Genomic DNA, 17538 nt, shown 5'->3' on the forward strand with positions numbered 1-17538 from the left:
CGCGACAGCTTTCGGAGCAGCCTGCGGGCAGGAAACACCTGCAACCGCCTGCACCCCTCACGCATCAGAAGATCCTGGACACCCATGGAACAGGATCATGAGGCGCATTCCCCCGCATCGCCGTACCGCACTCGGCACTCGCCGTTGGCGCAGCACTGCCATCGCCATCCTCACTCAGCTGACGCTTCCCGTGGCCACCCTCGCCTTACCCGTGGCGGATAGCACCTGTACCCTCCCCGCCCGCCCGGGCGAGCGCATCATCGACGTTCCCTTTGACGTCGTCGACGGGCGTATCCATGTGCAGGTGCAGGTCAACGGCAGCGGCCCGTACCGCTTCGCCATCGATACCGGCGCCAGCGGCATGGCCCGCGCGGACAGCCGTCTGGTGCGGAAACTGGCGCTACCCGCGGACGCCAGCACCCGCCACTCCGACGGCGTGCAGACAGCCTGGGCCGATACGGTGCGCATCAACGCCCTCGCGCTCGGCGGGCTGCGCCACAGCGACGTGACCGCGCTCACCCGCGACTACAACGCACGGCAATCCAAAGACGCAGTGTTCGACGGCATCCTTGCACGCGGATTCTTCGCTGATGGCGTGCTGATCATCGATTACCCGCAACGGCGCCTGCAGTTCCGCCGCGACATCAGCCTCCTGCCCGCGCAACCGGACGCGCTCGCCTACTCACGCGCCTTCCGCATCCCGTTGACGATTGGAACAGTGACCACAGAGGCGCAGCTGGACACCGGCGCCAACGTCGCAATGGTGCTGCCCACTGCGCTCTTCCGGCAGGTCGCCGGTACCGCAGTGACCACCGGGGATCGACTGACCCTCAGCCACGGCGAGGTCGATGGCGGACGTGCACGGCTGGATGTTCCCGTGCTGATCGGTGGCCTGGCGCTGCAGGGGCTGCATGTACGGGTGTCCGACCGCTATCCCGAAGCGGTGGTGGGCGCCCATGCGCTGCAGGACGCAGTGGTGCTGATCGATCAGCGCAGCCAACAGGTGGCGATCTGCACGGGCAGGCATCACCGCAACTGAGTCACTGGCGGCGTGCTGCCCGCCATGCCGGCCACGCTTCGGCGATCACGCCCACTGCCGACCTCAGGAACAACAGGGCGATCACTGCGCCGACGACAATATCCGGCCATCCGCGCCCGGTCATGGCCACGCCACCTGCGGCCACCAGCACGCCCAGGTTCGCGGCCACGTCATTGCGCGAGCACTCGAACGTGCTCTTCATGTTGATGTTCAACCCGCGGAAACGCCACAGCAGCGCCAGGCAGGTGAGGTTCGCCACCAGGGCAATGCCACCGAACACCAGCATCAGCGTGCTGGACGGTGGCACCCCATTGACCAGCTTGCCGGCCACTTCGAACACGATGAACACGAAGAAGGCCAGGATCAGCAGACCCTTGGCCAGCGCCGCGCCCGCCTCCCAGCGCGCGCCCCGGTTTACCGCCCACAGGCTCAGGCCATAGACGATGGCATCCCCCAGCATGTCGACCGCGTCGGCCTGCAGGGCGCTGGATCGCGCGGCAAGGCCCGCGCCGAACTCGATGAAGAACATCGCCAGGTTGATTGCCAGCACCGCCACCAGCACCCGCCGCTGGGCGCTGTGCAGCGCTATCGATGCCAGCTCCTGGCGTTTGTGGCCGCAGCACTGGTCCATGGAGGCGCTCCGCCGGGCGCGCCCGGGCTTGAAATGAAAGGGAGCTGCCTTTATCAACCTTGTAGCCCCTACAAGGTCAAGCCCATGACAGCCCCACTCACCATCGGCCAGTTGGCCCGCCAGACCGGCACCAAGGCAGAGACCATCCGCTATTACGAAAAGATCGGCCTGCTGCAGCCGCCGCTGCGTTCGCAGGGCAACTACCGCTGCTACGACGCACAGGACCAACGGCGGCTGGCATTCGTGCGCCGTGCGCGCGAGCTGGGGTTCGCCATCGAGCAGATCCGCGAACTGATCGCCTTTGGCGAACAACGCGAGCACCAATGCAGTTCGGTGGATGACGCGGTGAAGGCGCACATTGCCGACATCGCGCGCAGGATTGCCGACCTGCAGGCGCTGCAGGGCGAACTGCAGCGGATGATCGGCAACTGCCCCGGCGGGCGCGTGGCCGACTGCCAGGTACTGGAAGCCCTGCGGCCCGCGCCGGCTACCTGAACTGGAATCGTGCGCGATTCGGCATCTCCCTCAGACGCCGGTCGCTCCCGCCGCCCGCGCCAGCTCCGCCGCCAGCGCATCGCCCTTGCGCTCGCTGTAACGGTCCACGAGGTAGTCGGCGCGGCCGCGGGTGAGCAGCGTGAACTTCACCAGTTCTTCGACCACATCCACCACACGATCGTAGTAGGGCGAAGGCTTCATCCGCCCGTCTTCGTCGAACTCCTGCCAGGCTTTGGCCACCGACGACTGGTTGGGAATGGTCAGCATGCGCATCCAGCGGCCCAGCACCCGCAGCGTATTGACCGTGTTGAACGACTGCGAGCCGCCGCAGACCTGCATCACCGCCAGCGTCCGGCCCTGGGTCGGCCGCACGCTGCCGTCTTCCAGTGGCAGCCAGTCGATCTGGTTCTTGAACACGCCGGTCACCGTGCCGTGCCGCTCCGGGCTGACCCACACCTGCCCTTCCGACCAGTGCGACCACTCGCGCAGTCGCTGCACTTCCGGATGCCCCTTGTCCACGCTGTCCAGCAGCGGCAAGGCATGTGGATCGAACACGCGCGTTTCGCAGCCCAGATGCTGCAGCAGGCGTTCGGCCTCCAGTGCCAGCTTGCGGCTGAACGATTGCGGACGCAGTGAGCCATACAGCAGCAGGATGCGTGGCGGTCCCTGGCGTTCGGCCGCCAATCGCTGGTGATCTGGCTGGGGAAGCGAAGCCTCCCTCAGATGGGGCAGCGAAGGACTTGTGATCGGCTTATTCATTCTACTATTCTAGAAATATGGAAACGTCAAATGCAATCGCTGCGCTCACCGCGCTCGGCCACGCCACCCGCCTGGCAGCCTTCCGCCTGCTGGTCGAAGCCGGCCCGGCCGGTCGCATGGCCGGCGACATCGCCGCAACGCTCCAGGTTCCTCCCGCCACCCTCAGCTTCCACCTGAAGGAGCTGGTACAGGCCGGCCTGGTCGAGAGCGAGAGCCAGGGCCGCCACGTCTGCTACCGCGCGAATTTCAGCGCAATGACCGGCCTGATCGAGTACCTCACGCACAACTGCTGCGCCGGTTCGCCCAGCGAACAGTGCGCGCCGTCGCGCAATCCCTGCAGCTGCTGATTCGGAAACGCCACCATGTCCCGCTCCATCCTGTTTCTCTGCACCGGCAACAGCGCGCGCAGCGTGCTGGCCGAAGCCACCCTGCGCGCATGGGGCGGCGACCGATTCACGGCCTTCAGTGCCGGCAGCCACCCGACCGGCCAGGTCAATCCGTTCGCGCTTGCACAGCTTCGCGCCGAAGGCATGCCGGTCGCGGGACTGCGCAGCAAATCCTGGGATGAGTTCGCTGATGCCGCCCCCATGGATCTGGTAATCACCGTTTGCGGTGCGGCGGCAGCGGAAGCCTGCCCGGTGGTGTTCGGTGATTTCATCCGCAGCCATTGGGGTCTGCCGGACCCGGCCGCGGTAGGGGGCAGCGATGCCGACAAGGCTGCCGCCTTCGCCCACGCGCATGCCATCGTGAAGGCACGCGTGCAGGCCCTGCTGGCGCTGCCCGGGCACGTGTGGCAGGGCCGCGGAATGCTGCAGCAGGCCCTGGACCAGATCGGCCATCTGCTGCCGGCAGCGCGCACGCCATGAGCACAGCGGCACCCATGGGCCTGTTCGAGCGCCACCTGACGCTCTGGGTCGCGCTGTGCATCATCGTCGGCACGCTGCTCGGGCACTTCCTGCCAGGTGCTTTCGCCTCCCTGGCGGCGACTGAAGTGGCCAAAGTCAACCTGCCGGTGGCGGTGCTGATCTGGCTGATGATAATCCCGATGCTGCTGCGGGTGGATTTCGGTGCGATGCGCCAGCTGGGCCAGCACTGGAAAGGCATCGGGGTGACGCTGTTCATCAACTGGGCGGTGAAGCCATTCTCGATGGCGCTGCTGGGCTGGCTCTTCCTGCGCCACGTCTTTGCGGACTGGCTGCCCGCCGGCCAGATCGACAGCTACATCGCCGGCCTGATCCTGCTGGCGGCCGCGCCCTGCACGGCCATGGTGTTCGTATGGAGCAACCTGTGCCGCGGCGATGCCAACTTCACGCTGAGCCAGGTGGCACTGAACGACGCGATCATGGTGGTGGCCTATGCGCCGGTGGTGGCGCTGCTGCTGGGGCTGTCGGCCATCACCGTACCGTGGGATACGTTGCTGCTGTCGGTCGGCCTGTACATCGTGGTTCCGGTACTGGTGGCCGCATTGCTGCGGCGCTGGATCCTGTCGCGCCATGGCGAATCCGGGCTGCAGACGGCGCTGCGCCAGCTGGGGCCACTGTCACTGTCGGCGCTGCTGCTGACGCTGGTGCTGCTGTTCGGGTTCCAGGGCCAGCAGATCGTGCAGCAGCCGCTGGTGATCGCGTTGATCGCGGTCCCGATCCTGATCCAGGTCTATTTCACCTCCGGCCTGGCCTACCTGCTCAACCGGCGCCTGGGTGTGGCGCATTGTGTGGCCGGGCCGTCGGCACTGATCGGCGCCAGCAACTTCTTCGAACTGGCGGTGGCGACGGCCGTGGGCCTTTTCGGTGTCCACTCCGGTGCGGCGCTGGCCACGGTGGTGGGGGTGCTGATTGAAGTACCCGTGATGCTTTCGGTGGTGAAGATCGTGAACCGGTCACGCAACTGGTATGAGGCGCGCGAGCGCGCTTGAGGCGGCCATGCCGGAGGCGGCGGCGTCGTGCCCGAGCCGCCAGCTGCAACGCCGTGGAATGCGCCCTGCTGCTACGGTGACAGCTCAAAAGTCCGTTCACATTCCTTGATCCATACTCCACGGCACGACGCCGCATGCAGCGGCAAGGCCCGGAGGTTGCGATGAACACCGCACGCTTGTTCGCCATTGCTTTGACCACGGCTGCCGCGCTGGCCGCGGCACCGGCCTTCGCCGATCCGCCGCACCATGCGCGCGGCAACGGGCCACCGCCGCACGCCGGTGGCCCGCACAACCGTGATGCACCGCCGCCGGGCTGGCAGAAGAAGGCCTGGCGTCGCGGTGAGCGCCTGCCATGGGCGGAAGTGGACCGCCGTTACTGGGTGGATGACTATGCGCGCTACCACCTGCGCGAGCCGGGCCGCGACCAGCGTTGGGTCCGGCAGTCCGATAGCGAGTACCTGCTGGTGGAGATTGCTACTGGGTTGATCATCGACGCGCTGCATCGTTGAATGAGGGGATGCGCCGGGGCGCTGATGTAACGAAACGTCCCGGCAGCATCCCCTTGTCCCCGGAAGCTGCAGATGCAGACATCAAGAGCACCACTCGCCCTCCTCGCGCTTCTGCTGTCAGCGTCGCCAGGCCATGCCGGCAACAACAGTCCAGCCCACAGTCCAGCCGATGGAAAAGCCATCGAACAGGTTGTCGAATCCTTCCGCACCTCGTTGATCAACAAGGACAAGCCGACCTACATGAGCCTGTTCTTCTCGGACAAGGCGGAAGACATCGGCTGGCAGTTTGTCTCCGAGGATGTGCGCCTGCAGGACATCCGCAAGGCCAAGCCCGATGCGATCAAGGCACGGCAGATTCCCGCCAACAACTTCATCGCGCTGATCGACGGCGTCGTTGCGTCGCCGAAACCGAAGGAGGAGACATTCTCCAACACGAAGATCGAAACGGATGGCGATGTGGCCTCGGTGTCGTTTGACTACAGCTTCCACGACGATGGAGTGAAGACCAACTGGGGCAAGGAAATGTGGCAGCTGATCCGCACCGAACAGGGCTGGAAGATCTTCTCGGTGATCTATTCGATCCGCGATTCACGCAGCCCGGCCGAATGAGTGATCTGTCAGAGTGGTGCCCACCGTTCGTCCATGCCAGCCAGACCCGATGACCCGGATTGCCGACCTCAACGCCGACCAGCTCGCCCACCACGCGCTCAACATCTTCATCGCCCAGGGCCGTCACGTGGAAGGCGCCCGCGTGATCTACCGTGCGCTGCAACTGGACCCGCATCATCCCGCTGCACTGCGCTGCCTGAGCGATTTCCTGGCCCACCAGGGCACCGAGCCGTTCGCAGCGGCCACGCTGGAGCACGCCCTGTCCGGCGCCGTTCCACTGAATGACGATGCGCGCCGGATGCTGGATGACCTGCGCTTCCTCGACATCTGGTCCTGGGGATTCTCCCGGCACGTCTCCGGCGAAACCAACCTCAGCGGCGAAGCGTTCAAGAACCGCGAGGATTTCATCTTCGATGGCCCGGCCTATGCAGCCTTCCTCAACACGGTCACCGAGCCGGCCGGTTCATTGCAGGGTGCCTTCCAGGCGGCCGTCCGCATCTGCGGGCTGATGTCCGGACTGCTGCGCCATGCGGAGAAGGACAATCCGGCATTCGATGATGTGCTGCGATCCTCCGCCTTCGTCGAGACCGAGGCGTACCCGGCATGGCTGGCCTCGCCGACCGACGATCTGGATGCCCTCGACCAGGCCATCCAGCCGCAGCGCCAGGCCGGCTGAAGGAAAATCCAACGGGCGTCCGACGCTTTCCCGACGCCCGCCTGCACATCCTGTCGTGAGATCACTTCATGGCAGGACCGGCATGCAGCCACCCTCCCCCAAGGACAGCGGCAAGTACCCGCATGGCAAGACCGGCCTTCGCCGCATCTTCTACACGCTGATCCATTCGCGCGACGGCTTCATCGCCACCTTCCGTGGCGAAGCCGCATTCCGGCAGCTGTTGCTGCTGCATGCGCTGCTGATCGCCACTGCGTTCCTGCTGGACATCAGTCCGGTCGAACGCGCCGTGGTGCTGGCCGTCTGCTTCATCAGCCTGCTGGTGGAACTGCTGAACTCGGCCATCGAAGCGGTGGTCGACCGCATCTCGCTTGACCACCACCCACTGTCCAAGAACGCCAAGGACATGGGCAGCGCCGCCCAGACCACCGCACTGCTGATGGTCGGCACGGTGTGGGGCGTGATCCTGCTGGGTTAGCTCGCGCCCGACCCGCCGGGCATGGCCCGGTGCCACAACGCCGCAGCCGCTAGCGCCAATGCGAGATGGCGAGCTTGGTCAACATGGTTGCGGCGATGGCCCAACCGAAGCTGAGCATGGTACCGATGATCACATATTCGGTGTGTGCCCGCGCCTGCCGGTCGGCGAAGCGCAGCACCGATTTGGCGGCCAGCATCAACCCCACGCCCTCCGGTTGGCCCAGCAGCAGGAACATGAAGATCAAGCCTCTTTCCAGCCGCCCGATATAGCGCCCTGCGGTCTGCATGCCCTTGTGATCGTCGCTCTGCACGGCTGCGGTCGTAGGCGCCGATTCTGCGCTTCCCATATTGAGTCCTGCCGTGAACGGCGCAAGCAGCTTCTCCACCAGGACGCCGCCGACGTTGACCACCAGGATCAAGCCGCTCGCGATCGACATGCCCTGATACATCAACAGTTGGACCTGGGTCGGGATCATCCCGTACCAGCCATCGCGGGCAACGTGAGGGAACATCAACGCGATCAACACGATGAAGGCGATATGCACCAACTGGTCAATGACGAATGCGTGCACGCCATCGGGGAGCCAATGCACCTTGATCCAGTCCATCACCGCATGGCTGAAACCGATGATGAGATAGACCCATGGGTTGATTGAACCGGTCAGCGCGGCGATGACGAGCAGCACCACTGCTACGTGCAGCAGCAGGCCATGCAGTTCCTGCTTGCGCGCGATCATCTTCGTGGTCTGAAGCACGAAATCGGCGACAAGGTGAGCGGTCAACAGTACGAGCAGCGTTTCAAGCATGTCCTTTCTGCCTGTGAGTCCTTCCTGTGGCTCGCTTCGCGATAGCCAAGTCGCCGCCAGAAGCAACGAAATTTAGTTGCTTAAGCCAAAGCAACGCTATTTAGTTGCTTTTCCAGAACCGTGAACGCTCCCGTACGGCTGCATCAGTGCACGTTCAGCCGCGGTGATCAGCGCCAGCAAGGCAAAGACGCCAGCATCGTGATAGACCCGGTTCACCGATTGTCGGTGCCGGTTCAACGCATTGGCAGCTTCCAACTGCGAGGGGGCATCGGGGATCAGAAACAACGACGCCACCTCAGCCTGACTGCGTGTCCAGCGCGCGACAATAACATCGCAGGCAGACACCACTGCCGGTAACCAGTACAGATCCTCCCGTTGTACTGGCAGGGCTACGTCCATGTCCTGCGTGCGCCCCATGGATTCAAGCAACCGACCGGACAGCACGAATGCCTCACCCAGCGAACGCGACACCGCCTTCCGGTCCAATGCCTCTACCGTACCCAGTCCAATCGCGATCCGGGTGCGCGCCCGCGACTCCGATGCGGCAAGCTTGGCCTTGATCCAGGTCGCCAACCTCAGGAAACCGTGCGGCTGGGTGACCGCCAGCTGCCAGGCATCGCCCCGGTAGAACTCGGGGCCGACAATGCCCGGCAAAGGCCACTCCATGGCCTGGGCCACGGCAACGGAAATCACTTCACGGACGTCATCAATGGTGGCCGCGTCCATCTCCGTGGACTTGACCAGGTCGCCGGTAAGCACGGCAATCAGATCAGACGATGTATCGGGCATGTTCATACCTTGGGCTGCACAGGCTGTACCTCACAGGACATCTGCGGCTGGCCAGCGCCGGCCACATCTGTGCCGGGCCCGCTCAACGCCATTCTACCGTCGTAGCGGTTGATCACCGCCTGCAGCCTGCCCGCGCCAGCGACCGGCGGAAAATCCAGCCGATACACGTTTGCCTCCACCTCCAGCCTGCCCGCGCGCGCGCTCGGACGGTTGACCCAGACCACCGACGCCTGGCCGGAGTCCAGGATCAACACCATCGGCGTCTGGGGCGTGGCGCTTGTGCTGCTGCAGGACAGCTGGATCACCCGCGGCGGCGTCAGATCGAGCGCCGACAGCTTGCATCCACCGAGTGCGGTCGTCGCCACCAAGACCGATACGAGTGATGGCCGGGGCAGAATCTTGATCGTGGTCATCGCCCGATCGTAACCCGACAATCGATCCTATGACCCGGCGCATCGTGCAGGAACCTGCCGGGTCCGCTTGCACACCCACGTGCCTTACTTCGTCAGGGCGAAATCCAGGCCTGCGCACACCGCCGCCACCTGCGCATCATTGCATTCCTGCGGGTTGGTGCGCGGGCTGTCCGGGTAGACCTCGGTGGTGGTGGCAAAGCGCGCGTCGGTGAAGCCGGCGCAGGCGCCGATCGAACGCGACTCGCCCCAGACCACGCCCGGCGACTGCAGCGGCAGGCCGACCAGGTTGCCTTCGGCGTCTGCCGGGGCGATGTGGGTGATGGGCGCCACTGCGGCGATCAGGGCCTTCTGGAACTCGGCCTGCGGATCTTCGCTGTTGCCGATCACGTAGAAACCATCCGGAATGGTGTCGCGCTCGAACGGCTTGCCGTCGCGGGCGCAGCGCGCCGGATCGAACTCGTGCAGGTCGCTGTCGGTGGTCTCGTGCAGGTCCAGGTGCACCAGCAGGTTCGGCTTGCGCTCGGCCACCCAGCGCATCAGCGCGGCGGCTTCCTCGATCTGGCCGCCGTCACGGAAGCTGCGGTTGGGGTCGATGGCATCCGGGTTCCAGCGCTGGATGCGCTCGTAGCCCCACGGGCTGACGCACGGCGCCACGATCAGGTTCAGCCGGCCCAGGTAACGCTCGGCCTGCTGTTCCAGGAACTGCAGCGCGCCGTGCACGCCGCTGGTCTCGTAGCCATGCACGCCACCGGTGATCAGCGCGGTCGGCAGCGCCGGGTTCCAGTCGTGGTTGACCACGGCGAACAGCGGGTAATGGTCAGGTGCATAGTCCAGCTGACCGTACTGGATCACATCGAAGCTGTCGTCCAGGCGTTCAAGGGCGGCCACCACGTCGTCGTGGTAGCTGCGCTGGCGCTGCTGGCGGGCCCGCCACTGTGCGCGTTCCGCGTCGCCCCAGGGCTGTCCGGGGGTGCCGATCGGGTAGAACTGCGCAACAGTCATTGGGTACTCCAAGGGTCGAACGGGATGGGTGCAGCCGGTCATTCTAAGCCTTGTCGCGCCTGCGGGTCCCCTCCCCCGGCCCCGCCTTCATCCAGGCCGGGTCATCTGGTTGTAAAATCAACGGTTTTTGGCCCCTCACCCCTTGATGGCGAACGCAGCGCAGCCGGTCCTGGGTGGACCGGAATTCCTCCGCCTGCTCGCCCGTCTCAGCGACGGCGCGATGCCGGCCAGCAGTCCCGCCCTGACCGATCGCCTCGGCCAATGGGTGGACTGGAGCCGTGCCGTGGCCCTGTCCGGGGCGCTCGGCGGACGCCTGCCCGAGCCGGGTGAGGCCACCGAAGCGGCCGGGGATGTGCTGGACGACTGCGCCCAGGCCCATGCCAGCCTGCTGGCCTCGATCAGTGAGGATGCCGAGGCCGAGCGCCTGCTGGACCTGGCCGAAGCCACCGCCGCACCCAACTTCGCCTCGCTGCGCCAGCGCTACCGGGTACTGCAGCAGGCCATCCAGACCGCCACCGGGCGCCTGCGCGGCCGCCTGCGCGACCAGCTGGTGCAGGTTTCACCCGAGCTGGCACGGCTGGCCGAGGTCGATGCGGTGATGGAACAGACCCTCACCCCGCGCGAGCACAGCCTGCTGGCCACTGCGCCGGCGGTGCTCGGCGCCCGTTTTGAACGCGTGCACGGCCAGCCCGGCTGGCGCGCGGCCTTCCGCCATGACATGCGCACCCTGCTGCTTGCCGAGCTGCAGCTGCGCTTCCACCCGATCGAAGGGCTGCAAGACGCCCTGCGCTCCCACTGACCGGAACACCATGTCCAGAACTGCTTTCCATGTCGTTGTTTTCCTTGTCGGCCTGCTGGCCGTGTGCTGGATCGGCATTGGCTACGTTTCGGTGCATCCGTTGGGTGCAGCGGTGGCGGCGATCATCGCGGCCTGCTACATCGCCGGCGGCGTGGAGCTGTACCGTTACCGCCAGGCCAGCAACGGCCTGCGCAGCGCACTGAGTGACCTGTCCAGCGCGAAGGAAAGCCTGGCCCCCTGGCTGGAGCGCGTGCCGATGGGCCTGCGCAACGCCGTGCGCCTGCGCGTGGAAGGCGAGCGCACCGCCCTGCCCGCGCCGGTACTGACCCCGTACCTGGTTGGCCTGCTGGTGCTGCTGGGCATGCTCGGCACCCTGCTGGGCATGATGGACACGCTGCGCGGCACTGGCCTGGCCCTGCAGAGCGCGACCGACATGGCCGCCATCCGCGGCTCGCTGGCCTCGCCGGTGCAGGGCCTGGCCGTGGCATTCGGCACCTCGATCGCCGGTGTGGCCAGCTCGGCCATGCTCGGCCTGCTGGCGGCGCTGCTGCGCCGCGACCGCCTGCAGGCCGTGCAGCAGCTGGATCGCGCCATTTCCGGCGACCTGCATCCGTACTCGCAGGCCTGGCAGCGTGCCGAATCGCTGCGCCTGCTGCAGGCGCAGTCCGCGGCGCTGCCGGCGCTGGTCGACCGCCTGCAGGCGATGACCAGCACCTTTGAACAGCACAGTGCGGCCGCCAATGAGCGCCTGCTGGCCGGCCAGGCCGAGTTCCTGACCCAGAGCCAGGCCCTGCAGGAACGCCTGGCGGTCTCGCTGCAGCAGTCGCTGCGCGAAGGAGCTGAAGCTAGCGCCGCCGCCATCGGTGGCGCGCTGCAGCCGATGGCCGAGACCACCCTGGCTGGCCTGGCCCATCACGGCGAAGCACTGCATGCCCGCGTCGAGCAGGCCGTGCAGCAGCAGCTGGCCGGCCTGAGCGACGGTTTCGAGCGCAGTCGCGTGGCGACCGAGGCCAGCTGGGCCAAGGCGTTGAGTGAACAGAGCCAGACACAGCAGGCACTGGTCAGTGATCTGCGTCAGCACCTGCAGGCCTTCAGCGATGGCCAGGGCACGCAGGCCGAAGCACTGGTGACACGCATCGGCGAGCGCCTGCATGCCGATGCCAGCGGCAATGCCGAGGCCTGGCGCGCCGCCGCCGAACAGCAGCAGGCGTTGAATACCGCGCTGGTCGAACGCCAGCAGCAGGCATTGCTGGCCACCAGCGAGCATCTGGACGCGCGTGCGCAGGCGCTGCTGCAGGCACTGGAACAGCATCACAGCGCCAGCCAGGCGCTGCTGCAGAATCATGAAGAGCAGCGCTCGCAGCGGTGGCAGGCCGCGCAGGCCGCCGCCGCGACCGCGCACGCCGAACTGCAGGCCAGCCTGGACAGCCGCGAGCAGCAGCGCCAGGCACGCTGGGATGCGGTCAGTGCCGAACTGCAGCAGGCCCACGCCGCGCTGCAGGCCCAGCTGCAGGCCGGCGACGAACAGCGCCTGCAGCGCTGGAGCGATGCCCTGCAGCACGTTTCCGCCGATCTGGCCGAGCGCCTGCAGGCCAACGGTGAACGCCTGGCCGCGCAGCAGCAGCAGGTCTGCGACACGCTGGCGGCCACCGCACAGCAGATCGGCGAGAACGGCCGCGCCCAGGCCAGCGCCACGCTGGCGGAAGTGTCCACCCTGCTGCAGACCGCCGCCGCTGCGCCGAAGGCCGCCGCCGACGTCATCAACGAGCTGCGCAGCACGCTCTCCGAGAGCCTGGTGCGCGACAACGCGATGCTGGAAGAGCGCGGCCGGCTGCTGGCCACCGTGCAGACCCTGCTGGATGCGATCAACCATGCCTCGCACGAGCAGCGCACCGCCGTGGACGCGCTGGTCGGTGGTTCGGCCGAGCTGCTGGAACGCGTCGGCAACCGCTTCACCGACCATATCGCCGCCGAGACCGGCAAGCTGGATGGCATTGCCGCAGCGCTCAGCGGCAGCGCGGGCGACGTTGGCCAGCTGGCTGGCGCCTTCGGCGACGCGGTTGCGCAGTTCGGCAGCGCTTCCACCGAGCTGTCCGGCCGTCTGGAACAGATCGGCGGCGCACTGGATGCCTCGCTGGCGCGCAGCGACGAGCAGCTGGCCTACTACGTGGCGCAGGCACGCGAGGTGGTCGACCTCAGCCTGCTGTCGCAGAAGCAGGTGATGGAAGAACTGCAGCAGCTGGCCACGCGCCGCGGCAAGGCCGGCAGCGCATGAGCGACGAGCTGGAGGTCGACGGCGGCTCACACGCCCCGATCTGGGCCGCCTTCGGCGACCTGATGTCGGTGCTGCTGGGCGCGTTCGTGCTGATACTGGTCGGTGTGGTTGCCGTGCAGCTGGAGCTGTCGCAGCGACTGGACCAGGAAGTGAAGCAGCGCCAGGCCGAAGCCAAGCGCCTGCAGACCTTGGAACAGGCGCTGGCGGGCCCGCTGGCCGCCGGTCGCGTGACCCTGGTCGATGGACGCATCGGCATCAGCGGCAGCGTGCTGTTCGCGCTGAACTCGGACCAGCTGCAGCCGGAAGGCCAGGAGCTGCTGCGCAGCCTGGCCGCACCGCTGGCCGCCTATCTGGGGACGCGCGAAGAAATCCTGATGGTCAGCGGCTTCACCGATGACGCACCGGTGCGCGAAGGCAACCGGCGTTTCGCCGACAACTGGGAGCTGTCCGCGCAGCGTTCGCTGACCGTGACCCGCACGTTGATTGCCGATGGCGTACCGGCTGACGCGGTATTCGCCGCCGCGTTCGGCAGCGAGCAGCCGGTCAGCTCCAATGCCAGCGAAGACGGCCGCGCGCGCAATCGTCGCGTGGAAATCGCGCCGATTCCCAAGCCCAAGGCCGCGGATGCCAAGTAAGCCGCCCGCACTGGAGGGCCTGCGCGCACTGGTGCGCGATCTCGATGCGGGATCGCGTTCGCTGCCGCATTACCCGCAGGTACCGATGCTGCAGCAGGTGCAGCGCGAGTGGTCGGAACTGCGCAGCGAACTGCAGGTGCGCCGCTCGCTGCGCACCGAGGCTCCGGCCGATGGCGGCCCGTTGAACTCGGCGGTGCTGGTGCAGCGCATGCTCGACACGATGCAGTCGACCAGCCCCGGTTACCTGCGCCACTTCATCGACTACGTGGACACCCTGTCCTGGCTGCAGGCGCTGCAGGATGGCGCCGCCAGCGGCGGCGATACCGCGAAGCCAAAGCGCACGCGCAAGCCGCGCAACGCGGGTTGATCGCGCATTGACGCCGCCCCCGTTCGGCGCTCCTGGATACGAGAATCCTGATCCACGCTTCTGGTAGACGCCAACCTTGGTTGGCGCTTTTCGATTCCCAGCCGCGCTGCTGCCCAATCGACGCCGATTGCCAATCGCGTCATTGATTGACTGGCTTGACCTGTCTGGAACGCCTTGAATTGACGTCGGGTGATGAATCTCGCCAATGTCTGCCTGATACCCTCGCCCGTGAGCTCCAACCTCAGCAGATGCAGCCTTCAATAGAAGCCAGACTTCTCAAGCTCCGCGCGGCTCTCAGCAAAGCCGAGATGTACCTTGGCCCTTCACTTGGACGTTCCTGCATCGAAGCCCTCCAGAGCTTGGCGCTTTCTACGCTTGGCATCGCCCTGCCGGAGTCCTATCTGGACTTCCTTTCAAGCCACGACGGTCTGGCAGCAGAGGGAGCATTCCTTTACTCGAGCATTCCACGCCCCTATTCCGATGGCGGCTCAGCCCTTGCGTTGGTGGAAATGAATCTCCTTGCACGCGACCAGGGATTCATGGACGGCTATATAGAGCTCGGAGAGAGTGATATGGACTGCTATGTCTTCGACTCTGGAACCGGCCTGTACCAAGTCCGCGACAAAGTGGCGTTCGATAACGTCTATGAAGAGTTTGCCTCCTTCGACAGACTTCTGTCCCACATACTCGATTTGATAGAACAACGCTGTTGACGGCAACCTGGGCCGAAACTCTTACAACTGAGTGGCGCAGCATCCATTCAACGCTGCGCATGCCAACCAAGGTTGGCATCTACCAATGCAGTAAACCGGCCGTTTGGAGTGCAACGAGACGCCGCGCCGCGGGCCAGTTGCCAGCACAAATGACAGTGTCACCAGACAGTCATCTGTCTAGCGCACCATTTTCACGTTGACCCACGGCGCCTGCAGCGCCACCGGTCGCATCGCTTGTCTCCCCTTTTGAACTCCATGAGCTCCGCGCCCGTGCGGTGGCTCGTGCCTGCCTGAGTGTCCGTAACATGACGAAGACTTTGTTGGCCGCTGCGCTGTCGATCGCGCTCGCTCCCGCGGCCTGGGCGCAGGATGCTGCCCCGACCTCCAGCACGCCCTCCGCCACCAACCTCGATGCGGTTTCGGTGATCGGCAGCGGTGAAGCGCGCCAGGTGCAGCGCATCACCCGCGAGAACCTCGACATCCTGCCGCCAGGCACTAGCCTGCAGAAGACGCTGAACCTGCTTCCGGGTGTCAACGCGCAGTCGGCCGATGCACTGGGCACCAATGAGCAGTCGATGACGCTCAGCCTGCGTGGCTTCAACTCCACCCGCCTCGGCTACACGCTGGACGGCGTGCCGCTGGGCGATGGTGCGTACAACAACTACAACGGACTGACCATCAACCGTGCGCTGATCAGCGAGAACATGGCCGGCGCGGAACTGGCGGTGGGCATCGGCAGCCTCGGCACGCCGTCCACCAGCAACCTCGGCGGCACCATCTCGTATACCTCTGACCGCCCAGCCCAGGAGTTGGGTGGCCGCGTGGTGCAGACCTTCGGCAGCGATGCCAACCGCCGCGCCTTCGTGCGCGTGGACAGCGGCGAGTACAACGGCTTCTCCGGCTACGTTTCCGGCATGAATGCCGTCTCCGATCTGTGGAATGACCAGACCGCCTACAACAAATCCACCACCAAGCAGTTCAACGCCAAGGGCGTGTGGAACTTTGGCCGCGGCCAGATCACCGGTTTCGTCCATACCTCGCGCACCACCCAGGCGGACTACTTCTACCTGTCCAAGGACGAGATGTCGCGCGGCCTGGGCTGGGACTGGGGCGGCTACGCGCCGGACTGGAACAAGGCGGTGGCCAAGGCCTACTGCAACACCGCCAGCTTCAATGCGAAGAAGTGCGACAGCAGCGGCCCGGACAAGGATGCCGATGGTGCCTTCACCGCCGGGCAGATCCTGCGCGACGATAACCTGTACTACCTGGCCGGCGACTTCTTCCTGGCCGATGGCTTCAGCCTGCGCGCCCTGGCCTACCACCACGATGACCGCGGCGAAGGCCACAACTGGAACAGCGGCGCCTGGTCGAACAAAGGCACCGCACAGGAGATTCCGATCATCTTCCGCAACACTATCTACACCATCGACCGCGATGGCGGCACGCTGTCGTTCGACTGGGAGCTGGGCGCGCACCGCATCGAAGGCGGCGTCTGGTACGAGCGCAACACCAGCAGCGCCGAGCGCTACCAGACCGCCGTGGACGGCCCGCGTGACCTGAGCGGCATGAACACCCTGCCCTCGGATGTCGGCGTGTTCGCCCAGCGCACCCGCTGGAAGACCCATCAGTTCTTCCTGAAGGACACCTGGCGCCTGCTCGATGACCGCCTGACCCTGGAGTTCGGCGCCAAGAGCCCGCACGCCACCTCTGATGCACAGGCACTGCCGGGCGACGCGAAGGCGCCGATCTCGCCGACCTCCAATAACCAGTTCGCCACCGGTTCGTTGAAGGCCAGCAAGAATTTCCTGCCCAGCGTTGGTGCCAACTTCCGCCTGGCCGAGCACCACGAGCTCTTCGCCAGCTACGCCGAGAACATCGCCATGTTCCAGGGTGGCTTCAAGCTGGGCCCGCAGGCCGTCAGCCAGGCCACCTGGAACGCGCAGGGCAATCTGAAGCCGGAGGAATCGCGCTCACTCGAAGCCGGCTACCGCTTCGTCACCGATACCCTGCAGGCCTCGATCGCGGCCTACAGCGTGCGCTTCGACAACCGCCTGCTGCAGTACAACCCCTGTGATTCGCGCCAGCCGGTGGGTCCAACCTGCGGCAACCGCTTCTACAACGTCGGCGGCGTCGACAGCCGCGGTGCCGAGCTGACCGTGCTGTGGACCCCGAACGAGCACTTCAGCTGGTACACCTCGGCCTCGCTGAACCGTTCGACCTACGCCTCCAACTACGTGCAGGCCGGTGTCGAGCAACAGATCAAGGGCAGGATCCAGACCGACACGCCCAAGCAGCTGCTGGCCACCGAGATCACCTGGCGTGACAACGGCTGGTTCGCCAGCCTGCGTGGCAAGTACACCGGCGAGCGCTTCTACACCTACACCAACGACCAGGGCTTCGGTGGCTTCACCGTATTCGATCTGGCCGGTGGCTATGACTTCGGCCAGGTCGGTTTTGCCAAGGGCATGCGCCTGTCCTTCAACGTGACCAACCTGACCAACAAGCGCTACGCCAGCAACCTGGATTCGAGCGTGTTCGCACCCAGCGACCCGGCCGGCAAGCTGTACGTGTTCCATGCCTCGGCACCGCGCCAGGTGTTCGGTACGATCGACCTTCGCTTCTGATCTTCCGCCCG

General features: G+C 65.8%; 21 protein-coding genes. 15 read left to right on the plus strand and 6 right to left on the minus strand.

The window, feature by feature from the left end; all coding sequences use genetic code 11:
- The first annotated feature begins 97 nt into the window (after nt 1–97).
- Complete coding sequence (locus ACZK3J_RS13170) at nt 98–1039, plus strand: aspartyl protease family protein (RefSeq protein ID WP_478475921.1); 942 nt, start codon at nt 98–100, stop codon at nt 1037–1039.
- A 1-nt stretch (nt 1040) separates the two neighbouring features.
- On the opposite strand, the gene ACZK3J_RS13175 is transcribed toward ACZK3J_RS13170, so the two are convergent.
- Nucleotides 1041–1670 carry a cation efflux transmembrane domain-containing protein gene (locus tag ACZK3J_RS13175; RefSeq protein WP_257470772.1) on the minus strand — a complete coding sequence of 210 codons (630 nt, stop codon included), beginning with the start codon at nt 1668–1670 and terminating at the stop codon, nt 1041–1043.
- Nucleotides 1671–1754: 84 nt separating this feature from the next.
- Between ACZK3J_RS13175 and ACZK3J_RS13180 the strand changes: the two genes are divergently transcribed.
- Nucleotides 1755–2165, plus strand: coding sequence for a MerR family transcriptional regulator (locus ACZK3J_RS13180; protein ID WP_414577109.1), 411 nt, complete (start codon nt 1755–1757; stop codon nt 2163–2165).
- A gap of 30 nt (nt 2166–2195) precedes the next feature.
- On the opposite strand, the gene arsH is transcribed toward ACZK3J_RS13180, so the two are convergent.
- Nucleotides 2196–2924 (minus strand): arsenical resistance protein ArsH, encoded by a 729-nt coding sequence (gene arsH, locus ACZK3J_RS13185; RefSeq protein ID WP_121503470.1) that lies wholly within the window; start codon nt 2922–2924, stop codon nt 2196–2198.
- A 17-nt stretch (nt 2925–2941) separates the two neighbouring features.
- On the opposite strand from arsH, the gene ACZK3J_RS13190 reads away from it, so the two are divergent.
- From ACZK3J_RS13190 to ACZK3J_RS13220, 7 genes are all read left to right on the plus strand, one after another.
- Nucleotides 2942–3271 carry an ArsR/SmtB family transcription factor gene (locus ACZK3J_RS13190; protein WP_257470770.1) on the plus strand — a complete coding sequence of 110 codons (330 nt, stop codon included), beginning with the start codon at nt 2942–2944 and terminating at the stop codon, nt 3269–3271.
- Between the two features lie 15 nt (nt 3272–3286).
- A complete protein-coding gene (locus ACZK3J_RS13195; protein ID WP_257470769.1) occupies nt 3287–3790 on the plus strand; it encodes an arsenate reductase ArsC in 504 nt (167 codons plus the stop codon).
- Between the two features lie 14 nt (nt 3791–3804).
- Complete coding sequence (arsB, locus tag ACZK3J_RS13200) at nt 3805–4836, plus strand: ACR3 family arsenite efflux transporter (RefSeq protein ID WP_049462765.1); 1032 nt, start codon at nt 3805–3807, stop codon at nt 4834–4836.
- Between the two features lie 161 nt (nt 4837–4997).
- Nucleotides 4998–5345 (plus strand): RcnB family protein, encoded by a 348-nt coding sequence (locus tag ACZK3J_RS13205; RefSeq protein WP_049423027.1) that lies wholly within the window; start codon nt 4998–5000, stop codon nt 5343–5345.
- Nucleotides 5346–5417: 72 nt separating this feature from the next.
- Nucleotides 5418–5954, plus strand: coding sequence for a nuclear transport factor 2 family protein (locus tag ACZK3J_RS13210; RefSeq protein WP_049462766.1), 537 nt, complete (start codon nt 5418–5420; stop codon nt 5952–5954).
- Between the two features lie 49 nt (nt 5955–6003).
- Nucleotides 6004–6630, plus strand: a complete 627-nt coding sequence (locus ACZK3J_RS13215; protein WP_478475922.1) for a hypothetical protein — start codon at nt 6004–6006, stop codon at nt 6628–6630.
- Nucleotides 6631–6712: 82 nt separating this feature from the next.
- On the plus strand, nt 6713–7105 hold the full coding sequence (locus ACZK3J_RS13220; protein ID WP_049462768.1) for a diacylglycerol kinase: 393 nt from the start codon (nt 6713–6715) through the stop codon (nt 7103–7105).
- Between the two features lie 49 nt (nt 7106–7154).
- Here ACZK3J_RS13220 and ACZK3J_RS13225 read toward each other — a convergent pair whose 3' ends face one another.
- The 4 genes from ACZK3J_RS13225 to ACZK3J_RS13240 all read right to left on the minus strand — a co-directional run bounded on the left by ACZK3J_RS13225 (nt 7155) and on the right by ACZK3J_RS13240 (nt 10114).
- Nucleotides 7155–7910 (minus strand): DUF3307 domain-containing protein, encoded by a 756-nt coding sequence (locus ACZK3J_RS13225; protein ID WP_134951469.1) that lies wholly within the window; start codon nt 7908–7910, stop codon nt 7155–7157.
- Between the two features lie 96 nt (nt 7911–8006).
- Nucleotides 8007–8699 carry a hypothetical protein gene (locus tag ACZK3J_RS13230; RefSeq protein ID WP_032129974.1) on the minus strand — a complete coding sequence of 231 codons (693 nt, stop codon included), beginning with the start codon at nt 8697–8699 and terminating at the stop codon, nt 8007–8009.
- 2 nt (nt 8700–8701) lie between these two features.
- Nucleotides 8702–9112, minus strand: coding sequence for a hypothetical protein (locus ACZK3J_RS13235; protein WP_049462769.1), 411 nt, complete (start codon nt 9110–9112; stop codon nt 8702–8704).
- Between the two features lie 84 nt (nt 9113–9196).
- On the minus strand, nt 9197–10114 hold the full coding sequence (locus ACZK3J_RS13240; protein ID WP_032129976.1) for a M14 family metallopeptidase: 918 nt from the start codon (nt 10112–10114) through the stop codon (nt 9197–9199).
- Nucleotides 10115–10259: 145 nt separating this feature from the next.
- Between ACZK3J_RS13240 and ACZK3J_RS13245 the strand changes: the two genes are divergently transcribed.
- From ACZK3J_RS13245 to ACZK3J_RS13270, 6 genes are all read left to right on the plus strand, one after another.
- Nucleotides 10260–10913 (plus strand): DUF3348 family protein, encoded by a 654-nt coding sequence (locus tag ACZK3J_RS13245; protein WP_478475923.1) that lies wholly within the window; start codon nt 10260–10262, stop codon nt 10911–10913.
- A gap of 10 nt (nt 10914–10923) precedes the next feature.
- Nucleotides 10924–13188, plus strand: a complete 2265-nt coding sequence (locus tag ACZK3J_RS13250; RefSeq protein ID WP_478475924.1) for a DUF802 domain-containing protein — start codon at nt 10924–10926, stop codon at nt 13186–13188.
- Nucleotides 13185–13823: an OmpA family protein gene (locus tag ACZK3J_RS13255; protein WP_046986176.1), complete on the plus strand. Its 639-nt coding sequence runs from the start codon at nt 13185–13187 to the stop codon at nt 13821–13823. Before ACZK3J_RS13250 ends, ACZK3J_RS13255 begins: the two co-directional genes overlap by 4 nt.
- The gene (locus tag ACZK3J_RS13260) at nt 13741–14190 is read left to right on the plus strand and encodes a DUF2894 domain-containing protein (RefSeq protein ID WP_223224633.1); all 450 of its coding nucleotides are present in this window, start codon (nt 13741–13743) and stop codon (nt 14188–14190) included. Before ACZK3J_RS13255 ends, ACZK3J_RS13260 begins: the two co-directional genes overlap by 83 nt.
- 155 nt (nt 14191–14345) lie before the next feature.
- Nucleotides 14346–14903: a YrhA family protein gene (locus tag ACZK3J_RS13265; RefSeq protein WP_277778482.1), complete on the plus strand. Its 558-nt coding sequence runs from the start codon at nt 14346–14348 to the stop codon at nt 14901–14903.
- A 305-nt stretch (nt 14904–15208) separates the two neighbouring features.
- Nucleotides 15209–17527 (plus strand): TonB-dependent receptor, encoded by a 2319-nt coding sequence (locus tag ACZK3J_RS13270; protein WP_478475925.1) that lies wholly within the window; start codon nt 15209–15211, stop codon nt 17525–17527.
- Nucleotides 17528–17538 lie beyond the last annotated feature (11 nt).

It is taken from the genome of Stenotrophomonas sp. 86428_Sma (genome assembly GCF_056481585.1).

Excerpts from the sequence above, each read along its gene's own strand:
- ACZK3J_RS13170 (WP_478475921.1), top strand. The coding sequence starts at position 98 with ATGAGGCGCATTCCCCCGCATCGCCGTACCGCACTCGGCACTCGCCGT.
- ACZK3J_RS13175 (WP_257470772.1), bottom strand. The coding sequence starts at position 1,670 with ATGGACCAGTGCTGCGGCCACAAACGCCAGGAGCTGGCATCGATAGCG.
- ACZK3J_RS13180 (WP_414577109.1), top strand. The coding sequence starts at position 1,755 with ATGACAGCCCCACTCACCATCGGCCAGTTGGCCCGCCAGACCGGCACC.
- arsH (WP_121503470.1), bottom strand. The coding sequence starts at position 2,924 with ATGAATAAGCCGATCACAAGTCCTTCGCTGCCCCATCTGAGGGAGGCT.
- ACZK3J_RS13190 (WP_257470770.1), top strand. The coding sequence starts at position 2,942 with ATGGAAACGTCAAATGCAATCGCTGCGCTCACCGCGCTCGGCCACGCC.
- ACZK3J_RS13195 (WP_257470769.1), top strand. The coding sequence starts at position 3,287 with ATGTCCCGCTCCATCCTGTTTCTCTGCACCGGCAACAGCGCGCGCAGC.
- arsB (WP_049462765.1), top strand. The coding sequence starts at position 3,805 with ATGGGCCTGTTCGAGCGCCACCTGACGCTCTGGGTCGCGCTGTGCATC.
- ACZK3J_RS13205 (WP_049423027.1), top strand. The coding sequence starts at position 4,998 with ATGAACACCGCACGCTTGTTCGCCATTGCTTTGACCACGGCTGCCGCG.
- ACZK3J_RS13210 (WP_049462766.1), top strand. The coding sequence starts at position 5,418 with ATGCAGACATCAAGAGCACCACTCGCCCTCCTCGCGCTTCTGCTGTCA.
- ACZK3J_RS13215 (WP_478475922.1), top strand. The coding sequence starts at position 6,004 with ATGACCCGGATTGCCGACCTCAACGCCGACCAGCTCGCCCACCACGCG.
- ACZK3J_RS13220 (WP_049462768.1), top strand. The coding sequence starts at position 6,713 with ATGCAGCCACCCTCCCCCAAGGACAGCGGCAAGTACCCGCATGGCAAG.
- ACZK3J_RS13225 (WP_134951469.1), bottom strand. The coding sequence starts at position 7,910 with ATGCTTGAAACGCTGCTCGTACTGTTGACCGCTCACCTTGTCGCCGAT.
- ACZK3J_RS13230 (WP_032129974.1), bottom strand. The coding sequence starts at position 8,699 with ATGCCCGATACATCGTCTGATCTGATTGCCGTGCTTACCGGCGACCTG.
- ACZK3J_RS13235 (WP_049462769.1), bottom strand. The coding sequence starts at position 9,112 with ATGACCACGATCAAGATTCTGCCCCGGCCATCACTCGTATCGGTCTTG.
- ACZK3J_RS13240 (WP_032129976.1), bottom strand. The coding sequence starts at position 10,114 with ATGACTGTTGCGCAGTTCTACCCGATCGGCACCCCCGGACAGCCCTGG.
- ACZK3J_RS13245 (WP_478475923.1), top strand. The coding sequence starts at position 10,260 with ATGGCGAACGCAGCGCAGCCGGTCCTGGGTGGACCGGAATTCCTCCGC.
- ACZK3J_RS13250 (WP_478475924.1), top strand. The coding sequence starts at position 10,924 with ATGTCCAGAACTGCTTTCCATGTCGTTGTTTTCCTTGTCGGCCTGCTG.
- ACZK3J_RS13255 (WP_046986176.1), top strand. The coding sequence starts at position 13,185 with ATGAGCGACGAGCTGGAGGTCGACGGCGGCTCACACGCCCCGATCTGG.
- ACZK3J_RS13260 (WP_223224633.1), top strand. The coding sequence starts at position 13,741 with ATGCCAGCGAAGACGGCCGCGCGCGCAATCGTCGCGTGGAAATCGCGC.
- ACZK3J_RS13270 (WP_478475925.1), top strand. The coding sequence starts at position 15,209 with ATGACGAAGACTTTGTTGGCCGCTGCGCTGTCGATCGCGCTCGCTCCC.